The organism is Campylobacter sp. RM16188, from assembly GCF_012978795.1.
In the GTDB taxonomy this organism is placed as follows: Bacteria; Campylobacterota; Campylobacteria; order Campylobacterales; family Campylobacteraceae; genus Campylobacter_A; species Campylobacter_A canis.
The window spans coordinates 1-9,290 of sequence record NZ_LIWQ01000025.1 but is presented as its reverse complement, the minus strand read 5'-3'; the positions used below and the strand labels follow the sequence as shown (position 1 = coordinate 9,290).

Below are 9,290 nucleotides of genomic sequence, written 5' to 3'. Positions count from 1 at the left end.
AAAATCAAGTAATATTTACATCAATTTTTTAAATTTTAAAAGATATAAAAAAATAATAAAGCAGATAACAAACGAAAAAATAACAGTTATTTTGTAGCCAACTAAAGAAGCGATAATAAAGCCAAGGGCAAACGACAAATACTGAAACAACATACTTATGCTACTTTGCAAGGCGCACTCGCTTACCGGAGATTTTGTGGCTTTGCTCATTATCATAGTTGAGATGCTTACGGCGCCTATAGTATATACGGCAAAGCAAATTTGACACACAAGGATTAATATTATTAAATTCGCATATCCTAAAATCGGCAAAAGTAGTGTTAAAATCCCAAAAGCTTGAATAGGCATAGCCAAAATCATAGTCTTAATATTGCCTAATTTGTTTATAAGATAGCTTGCCGTAATGCTACCTATGATAACACCGCAAAGCCCGTATATGTGCACTACTTTGCCTATCTCGTCAAGACCTCGTCCGCTATCGACAAGTATAGGATTGATTAGTCCAAAAGACATGCACACTCCGATGCCTTGTACCATAAGCACACTTAGCCAAAATTTCTTATCTTTGAAAAATAACGCCATACTTTTAAAGCTAACTCGATTTTGCCCTCTTTCAAGTTCTCTTGGTCGCTCTTTAAAGGTTGCAATCATAAAAAGAGCAACAATGGTAAGAAATATCAAAAATATAGTTGAAACTTTCCAGCCAAAATTTGAATATATGATCAGAGTAACGCCTGTTCCTAAAACATGACCTATGAAATTTCCGCTAGCGGCTAGCGAATTTGCGCCTGCTAAATTTTGAGGAGTTGAAATTTTAATAATTAAAGCACTTGAAGCTATAGCCGAAGTAGCTGACAAAAAGCCAAGCATACCCGCCATAGCAAGAATAAAGCTCAAATTTTCTCTTACGTTTAAACATGCAGTTATCCCAAGAGATACTATCATTAGCATTAAGACAACCGTAATAAAATTTTTATAAACTCCGCCCATTTTTGCAACTGCAAATTCTACAAACGGAGCCCATAAAAATCTAAATCCGTAAAATAAACCTATAAAATATACCGCGCCTATCTTTTCTAAGCTAAGTCCGTCTTGTCTAAGTATAGCCGCCAAGCTTTCGGAGAAAAAACCAATGCTTATGTATTGAGCCATATTCAAGCAGACTATTAAGAAAGCGATTCGGGCTTTGAAATTTAAAATTTTAATAGGCAAATTCAAAGCCCTGCCTTATAGATAGCTTAAATTTTATGCGCAAGATAAGGTCGTATTGGCAATTTATTAAGCATACCTTGGCCAAAGTGCAATTTATTAAATTTTTATTACGCATCTTTATTTTTAGCATGCCAAATTTTTACATTTTGCTGAGCTTGCCACATGCTGTAATATCTACTTTTTGCTCTTAAAAGCTCTTCATGAGAGCCTTTTTCAACCAAATTTGCATCATCAAAGACCAAAATTTGATCAGCCGCGACGATAGTAGATAGCCTATGAGCTATGACTATGACGGTTTTATCCTTTACTAAAGTATCAATAGCCTTTTGCACCGCAAGCTCACTTGCGGTATCAAGCGCTGCGGTAGGCTCGTCTAAAATAACAATAGGAGAGTCTTTTAGTATGGCTCTAGCTATGCTGATACGCTGCTTTTCTCCGCCTGAGAGATTTCCGCCTATATCGCCCACTCTAGTTTCATAGCCTTTGGGAAGCCTTGTGATAAATTCATCGCAAAGTGCGGTTTTGGCTGCATTTCTTACTTCTTCGTCGCTTGCATTTGCTCTACCCATACGGATATTATTTAGCACCGTATCGTCAAACAAATAGACATCCTGAAAGACTACGGATAGGCACTTCATAAGCTCTTCTTGTTTTATATGTCTTATATCCGTTCCGCCTATCTTTATCTCGCCTTTTTGTGCATCTGAATATCGCATAAGCATCTTTATCGCCGTTGTTTTACCACTTCCGGAGGCTCCTACTATAGCGGTCATGCTTTTAGCGGGAATTTTAAAGCTGACATTATTGAGAGAATTTTTATCGGCACCGAAATAGGCAAAATCAACCTTATTAAATTCGATATCAAATTTATCGGGTATCGCTATGGGCGGATAAAATTCAAGCTCTTTCATGTTTAAAATTTCTTTCGTTCGCCTAAAGCCGTTTTCGCTAAGATCAAATACGCTAGCTACTATTAAAAGGATAGAAAACGGCTCGTTTAGTCTTGGAAGTATGACAAGCAATGCCGCAAATAGACCAAGTGAAATTTCACCGTTTATATTTAGATAAACTCCCGTAAAAACCGCTATCAAGGTTGTAAATATAATCAAGCTTCCAGTTAGCAAAGTTGGTAAATTTGAGCCTTTCATTTCATTAAGCTGAATTTGTCTTACGTTTGCTATCTCTTTTTGTAGCTTTTGTGAATTTTTGCCGATCAAATTTACCGAGCGAAGCACTCCTATACCTTGGATATATTCTATTATGCTTGATTCAAGAGTTGCATTTGCATCCATGAATATCTTTTTATCCTCTACCGCCATCTTACGTTTTAGCTTATAAAGCGGTATAACAAGCGGCAGTATAAAAATAAGTATAAGGGCGATCTTGAAATTTGCAAAAATAGTAGCGATGATGACAAAAGAGCAGATTAAAATCGGCTCTAAAAACATAAGAGGTATCATGTTCATAAACATTACGGCAGAATCAACATTGCTTGCAAATACCGCATTTAGTTCGCCGGTTTTATATTTGGCTAGGCTTTCAAGAGGTACTGAGGTTAGCTTCTTGCCAAGCTTTAAGCGAAGATCGTATCCTACATCCACAAAGGTACCGGCATGATCGTAATAAGAGCTTTTAAATTTGGCTATCATAAACACTATAAGTAGTGCTACCATGGATAAAACAACGAAATTTAAAGAGCTTTTATCTCCATGATAAGCAAAAACAAGCAGAGGGTAAAATAAACAAAGCAAAACGGCTTGAGTTGCTATTGCTATTACGCCGGAGTAAAGACTATTTTTATACTCTTTTTGATGCGAGCCTGCAATCTCTAAAAACATATTATAAAGCTCTTTTATAGAGGCGAATTTTACATTATTACTCATGATTTGCCCTTTTATATATGTTCCAAATTTGAGTTTGCGTATAACTATCCCAGAGCTTGGCATATAAACTATTATTTGATAAAAGCTCTTCGTGAAGCCCTTTTTCTGCGACTTTCCCTTTATCAAAGACTACTATTTGGTCGGATTTTTTGATAGTTGATAGGCGGTGAGCTATTATAATTACGGTTTTGCCTACTATGAGATTTGAAATGGCCTTTATGATCTTTTCTTCATTTTCGGGATCTGCAAATGCCGTAGCTTCATCAAGCACTATTATAGGAGCGTCTCTTAATATTGCCCGAGCTATGGTTATGCGTTGCTTTTGCCCTCCGCTTAAATTTGTACCCCTATCGCCGCACAGGGTATCGTATCCATTTGGCAAAGCATCTATAAACTCATCGATTTGTGCGGCTTTAGCTGCGTTTATCACCTCGTCTTTTGTAGCGCTTGGCTTTGCCATTGATATATTTTCATAGATGGTGTCGTTAAATAAAAACGTATCTTGAAATACAAAAGAGACAAAATTCATAAGCTTCATAGGCTCAATTTGCCTTACATCAACTCCGCCTATTAAAATTTTACCATTACAAACATCCCAAAAACGAGGGATAAGCTGTGCCGCCGTGCTCTTGCCCGCACCGCTTGGACCAACGAGTGCCGTTACGCTTCCTGCATCAACCTTAAAACTAACATCCTTAAGAGCGAATTCGTCTCTTGTTTCGTATTTAAAACTTACATTTTTAAATTCTACCGAGCTATCCTTCGGTTCTTTGAAAGAATCTGAAATTTTAAGAGGTTTTATGTCTAAAATTTCTAAAATTCCGCTTGCTGCGGCTCTTGATTGTTGAACAAAATTATTTACCCACATAAGCGGCATCATAGACTCTATAATGCCTGCTGCAAGTATCAATACTCCGATAAATTTACTAAATTCCAAGCTACCGTTTATATAAAAATAACTACCGGCAACGCCCACTATAACAAGAGTTATAATGGGACTGGCTAGCATTATAGCAACTCTTGAGGCTGTGGTAGTAAGTGCTATCCACTCTTTAAGACTCTTGCAGTACGCATTAAGAGCATCGTTGTAGCGCTTAAAAGAGCTAGCTCCATCACTAAATGTTCGAACTACTGGCATAGCTTGAACAAATTCTATTATGGAAGCGTTTATAAGAGCTTGGTTGTCGTCATACTCTCTTCTGTATTTTTCATTATCTTTAAACGCTAGACTCATAAATGCCGCACTTGCAAAAACTAAAGCCAGACTAAGCGATAAAAGCCTTAAATCAAAAAATCCAAGCGCGATTAAGCACGCTACGGGAGTAATAGCTACTCTTGCCAGCATAGGAGTAGTATCGGCTACAAACGAGTGTAAGTTTTTTACATCGTCCAGCATATTTTTTTTAAGCCTTCCGCTTCCTTTGGTTATAACTTCACCAAAAGGAATTGCGGCTATATGCTCAGAAAGTCTGGTTCGTAAAATTTGTTCCAGCTTAAAAGCGGCTACGTGAGAAGTCTTAAAAGCGTTTGAGCGCAAAAGATATTCTGCTATTATAAAGCCTGCTCCAATATACATCAGAGTGTAATTTACTTCGCCTTTGGCAAGAGACGATACTACAAAAGCAAAGGTGCTAAAAGCTAGCACGTAACAAATCGAAGCGATGCCTGCAAGTATCATTGCAAGCCTTATATCTTTTATAACCGGATTCATAATCCTAGTTAAAATTCCTTGCTTCTCTTTCATGACAAATTCCTTGATTTCGGTTATACAAAGTTAAAATTTAGGCTTAAGTTTTTAAGCCTAAATTTGAGAGTTTAAATCCTAAAAAGAGTATCTTACGCCCATGCCAAATCTTCTTGGATCACCGAAGTGATTCATGCCCGATATTCCTCCGTGATGCATAAATGTTACCACATGAGAATTGTTTGTGATATTTGTTATGTATCCGTAGATGTCAAATGCCTTGAACCTATAGCCGGCGCGAATGTCCGCCGTCATCCAAGATTTTTGTTTAAATTTGTTTTCCGCATCAAAATACTTATCTCCATTACCTCTTAGATCAAGCCTTGTATAAATTCCACTTGGATGGGTGTAAGCAACACCTAGGTTAAAAGTGTAGTTTGGAGTATTCTCTATCCTTTTATTAACTGCGTTTGGATACTGGATATTTTCTTTGTATTTAGTTTTATTTATACCAAACGCTCCGCTTATATCAAGCTCGCTACTAACTCTATAAAGAGCTTCAAGCTCTATTCCATCGCTTTTTGCTTTACCTCCGTTGCTTGTAACAAATATTCCTCCCGGCAGGATTGAGTATAGATGTATGTCTTTTATATCCATATGGAATGCGGAAAGACTAAATCTAAGGCGATTGTCAAACGCATTTCCGCGAAGACCTATCTCATAGTTGTAGCTCTTTTGTGCATCAAAGGCTTGCTCTTTTATGAATGCGTAGTAGTTGTATCCGCCGGACAAATAGCCTTGAGAGTATGAAACAAAAGCGCTTAAATCATCGTTTATCTTATATGTCAATCCCGCCTTTGGAAGGAATTTGTTCCATGACTTGCCATCTTTTAAGGTATTAATAGGAGCTCCTTTAGACATGCCAAGAGGTGTCATAAAAGCTGCCATATCTATATCTTTTTTGATCCTTTGAAATCTTCCTCCAAGAGTTAGTAAAAAACTATCGGTTAACTCATAGCTGCCCTGTCCGAATACAGCAGCGGTATCTGCTTTGATGGTTGCGGGAGCATCCATCTCCATCTTCATTCCGCCTTGATTAAACTGCTGTCCCATTCTTTTATTTTGAGTCTTTTCTCGCTCAAAATAAAGACCGCTTACCCACTTAAATTTATCTGTATTTATACTGTTTAGTCTAAATTCTTGCGATAAAGTGTCTAAATGCACATCTTGAAATTGGATTAAGCCGTTAGAAGGAAGCGACGGTGCATAAGTAAAGTCGCTATCGTAAATTCCGCTTGCCTTTGATTTCTTATGAGTGGTAACGGACGAAAATTTAACTCTATCAAACTCATAATCAACTCCGAGAGCCTGAGAAAATGTCTTAACTAAACTATCGGTAGGCACTTCAAAATTTGCTCTTTTGGCATCTTTTAAATTTATAGTGCCAAATAGACCTGTGCCACCCCTATAAAAATACTCCTTGCTTCTTTCTTCAACCAAGGTTAATCTTGCAGTCAGCCTGTCGGTAGGCTTAACGGTAAGAGTTGCGTCAAATTTATGATCGTTTGCCTTATTTGCCTTTTTATCGCCGTTATATTCGTTTGTTATCCAGCCGTCATCTTTTGAAGCGTATCCTCCGATATTTAAGAATAAAATATCATTTATTAAGGCACCGTTTGCGTTAAAATTTCCCATCATGTAGTTATATGAGCCGTATTCGCTTCCTACAGCCCCGCTCCACTCGTTTTTAGGCTGTTTGGATACTACGTTTACAACGCCTCCGATCGAGTCTTTGCCATAAATCGTGCTTTGAGGACCGCGTAAAATTTCAACTCTTTCGACATTATTTAAAATAGAGTTATAATTGCCCATGTTGTTACTGCTGGCAATACCGTCTATATAGACGGTAACAGGGTTTGAATTGGTAAAATCGGAGTGATTTATACCGCGAAAATTTACTCTTGTTTTATAGATAAAATGCTCGGCACTTAGGTTTGGAATCTGACGCATTACACCATCGGTATCTTTAATGCGTTTTTCTTCTATCTCGGTTTCATCTATGACACTTACGCTTTGAGGGATATCTTTGATATTCTCTTCCATTTTATTTGCCGATACTGTTACTTCTTTTAGCGAAATATTATCGGTTGCAAATAAACAAGTGCTTGCGACAACAGAGATAATGCCTATAAATTTTATGTAACCTGAACTCATGTAACACTCCTTAAAATTTATTCAAGCTTAATACTACTATAATTTGATAATTATTACTATTACTTTATTAATGGCAGAGGGATTAAATTTAACGATGGAGGGATTTTATGAGCAGCTTCCCCGAACTTGAGAGATTTTTTAACGAAACATGGGGTAATAACGAGAGATGCTTAAAGGAGTTAAGTATAAAAACCAATGATATGGTTTTAAATACTCAGATATTTAATAACTCAAACGGTTTTGGTTATGGAATATTTGACATGTATTTTGATGATGATAAGGTATTTAATTCTGCTGATATAGGCAAATACTCTTTTATGTATTTTAATACAGGAAATAGTTCGGTTTGTATGAACAGTCAAAGTGCCAATGATGGTATATTTAGACCAAATGATGCTTGGATAGGAGTTATAAAAGAGCCTTTTAGGGGCAGGGTTGTTTATGAGCGTAAAAAACGCTTTAAAAGCCAGTGCATTTTTATGGATAATAATTTAATAAAAGATTTTCCAATATTTAACGAAATAGAAAAATCCGAAACTATAAGCATTAAAGCAAGCTCTACGAATTTAGCACAGAAACTTATTCTCAAGGATTTAGAAAATTCTCATATATATAGAGATAAAATGAGGGAAATTTTTATTGAGTCTAAAATTTTAGAGATGATATATAAAAGTTTCTCAACTTCTGATAATTGTGATTGCTGCAAAGGATTAAATTTATGCGACCATGATATAGCCGCTATAAAAAAGGCTAAAGAAATTTTGCTAAAAAATATGTCAAATCCGCCATCCATCAAAGAACTTGCCAAAATTTGTGCTATAAATGAATTTAAGCTAAAAAGAGGCTTTAAGCAGTGTTTTGGCACAACTATCTATGGGATGCTACAAGAGGAAAGGCTTAAAAGCGCCAAGGAGCTTTTATTGAGAAATGATGTAAGTGTAAAAGAGGCGGCTAGCATTGTCGGATACAGATCTTTGGCACATTTTAGTAAAATTTTTAAAGAAAAATTTGAAGTACTGCCAATTGAAATTTCAAGGCATAATAAATTTTGGATTTAAAAAACTATAAAATATCTTGCATATGCCAAGCTCTTTTAGACTTGCATTAAAAAATATGTTTCTTTAAAACTCTAGAAGCTACCGGCTTTATATCTGCTTAGATAGTTTTTAGTATATTGAATTGTAATAAAAATAAATCATATTTTTGTTTATTCATCCATTCGGAATTTGCCAATCTTTGATTATTTCTGCTTATAATGCGTCCCGACCTGTAAAATTTGTACGCTATTATCTTTTATTCTATAAACTATTCGATTTTTAAGATCTATCCTGCGAGAGTAGCAACCTGCCAAGTCGCCTTTTAGAGTTTCCGGTTTACCAAGATTACTATTGTTTTCATTTCCGGCTATATCCTTAATAAGAGTATTGATTTTTGCCGATATTTTTTTGTCTTTGATTAGCTCTAATAATCACTCCATGCATCGGGATAAAACTCTATATTAAGCATTATCTAATGCCTCAAGCTCATCTATGCTTTTTCTTATCATCTTTACTTTTTTATTGTCTATGTTATCTAATATATTTTTTAGATACTCCGTATTACTATCACTATAAAATTCATCATTTGCGGTAGTGATAGGGAATGGAATTTTACGCTTATTAATAGACTGCTTTAAAAACAATTTTAAAGCGGTACTTAGATCAAGTCCCATATCCTTAAATAAATTCTCGGCTTCGGTTTTTAGCTCTTTATCAACTCTAAACTGTATAAGTGTAGTCATTTGTATTTCCTTTGTATTTATTTGTATACAATTATAGCATAAGTAAATTTAAGTAGTGCTATTTTTTAGGCTATTGCTTCGTTTAAAAATGTATTCTCTTTTTTAGTAAAAATGCACATAACCGTTTTTTACATACTTTTAACTTCCTTTTACCATACTTTCACCTAATTTTATTAGGTGACTAATTAGGTGACTAGCCCTTTGGCTACTTACCTTAAACCCTTATCAATATTGACTTAAAACGATACGGTTCGGCTTCTGGTGAACCCACCACTATACCACACTTTTACATTCTTTAAATGTATTTTTACTTTCTTTTACCATACTTTCACTTAACTTTTTTAAGTAGTAAGTTATAGGGTAATTCTCTCAAACCATTGTCAGTACTGACTTAAAACAATGTACTTAGGCTTATAGTAAAAATATTATTACTTACTTGTGCATAAGTTAAACATATTTTAACTTTCTTTTACCAAACCGTGACTTTACTTTTATTAAGTGACTAATTAGGTGACTA

At 35.5% G+C, this 9,290-nt stretch carries 7 protein-coding genes; 1 reads left to right on the top strand and 6 read right to left on the bottom strand.

What is annotated here, in order from left to right; translation table 11 throughout:
- Positions 1–15: 15 nt before the first annotated feature.
- The 4 genes from CDOM16188_RS10820 to CDOM16188_RS10805 form a co-directional block, all read right to left on the bottom strand.
- Positions 16–1,212, bottom strand: coding sequence for an MFS transporter (locus CDOM16188_RS10820; RefSeq protein WP_301538614.1), 1,197 nt, complete (start codon positions 1,210–1,212; stop codon positions 16–18).
- Between the two features lie 107 nt (positions 1,213–1,319).
- Positions 1,320–3,095 carry an ABC transporter ATP-binding protein gene (locus CDOM16188_RS10815; RefSeq protein WP_172202120.1) on the bottom strand — a complete coding sequence of 592 codons (1,776 nt, stop codon included), beginning with the start codon at positions 3,093–3,095 and terminating at the stop codon, positions 1,320–1,322.
- A complete protein-coding gene (locus CDOM16188_RS10810; RefSeq protein WP_172202118.1) occupies positions 3,088–4,839 on the bottom strand; it encodes an ABC transporter ATP-binding protein in 1,752 nt (583 codons plus the stop codon). Before CDOM16188_RS10810 ends, CDOM16188_RS10815 begins: the two co-directional genes overlap by 8 nt.
- Positions 4,840–4,917: 78 nt before the next feature.
- Positions 4,918–6,993, bottom strand: a complete 2,076-nt coding sequence (locus tag CDOM16188_RS10805; protein WP_172202116.1) for a TonB-dependent receptor — start codon at positions 6,991–6,993, stop codon at positions 4,918–4,920.
- A gap of 107 nt (positions 6,994–7,100) precedes the next feature.
- On the opposite strand from CDOM16188_RS10805, the gene CDOM16188_RS10800 reads away from it, so the two are divergent.
- On the top strand, positions 7,101–8,051 hold the full coding sequence (locus CDOM16188_RS10800) for an AraC family transcriptional regulator (RefSeq protein WP_172202114.1): 951 nt from the start codon (positions 7,101–7,103) through the stop codon (positions 8,049–8,051).
- 182 nt (positions 8,052–8,233) lie between these two features.
- Here the strand turns inward: CDOM16188_RS10800 and CDOM16188_RS11385 are convergent, their stop codons facing one another.
- Entirely contained in the window at positions 8,234–8,401 is a 168-nt protein-coding gene (locus CDOM16188_RS11385) for a Txe/YoeB family addiction module toxin (protein WP_367649354.1), read from the bottom strand.
- A 90-nt stretch (positions 8,402–8,491) separates the two neighbouring features.
- Positions 8,492–8,773 (bottom strand): type II toxin-antitoxin system RelB/DinJ family antitoxin, encoded by a 282-nt coding sequence (locus tag CDOM16188_RS10790; RefSeq protein WP_172202112.1) that lies wholly within the window; start codon positions 8,771–8,773, stop codon positions 8,492–8,494.
- Positions 8,774–9,290 lie beyond the last annotated feature (517 nt).

What these genes read in the sequence shown, in the direction of transcription:
- CDOM16188_RS10805 (WP_172202116.1), bottom strand. Translation starts at nt 6,993, where the DNA reads ATGAGTTCAGGTTACATAAAATTTATAGGCATTATCTCTGTTGTCGCA.
- CDOM16188_RS10815 (WP_172202120.1), bottom strand. Translation starts at nt 3,095, where the DNA reads ATGAGTAATAATGTAAAATTCGCCTCTATAAAAGAGCTTTATAATATG.
- CDOM16188_RS10790 (WP_172202112.1), bottom strand. Translation starts at nt 8,773, where the DNA reads ATGACTACACTTATACAGTTTAGAGTTGATAAAGAGCTAAAAACCGAA.
- CDOM16188_RS10810 (WP_172202118.1), bottom strand. Translation starts at nt 4,839, where the DNA reads ATGAAAGAGAAGCAAGGAATTTTAACTAGGATTATGAATCCGGTTATA.
- CDOM16188_RS10800 (WP_172202114.1), top strand. Translation starts at nt 7,101, where the DNA reads ATGAGCAGCTTCCCCGAACTTGAGAGATTTTTTAACGAAACATGGGGT.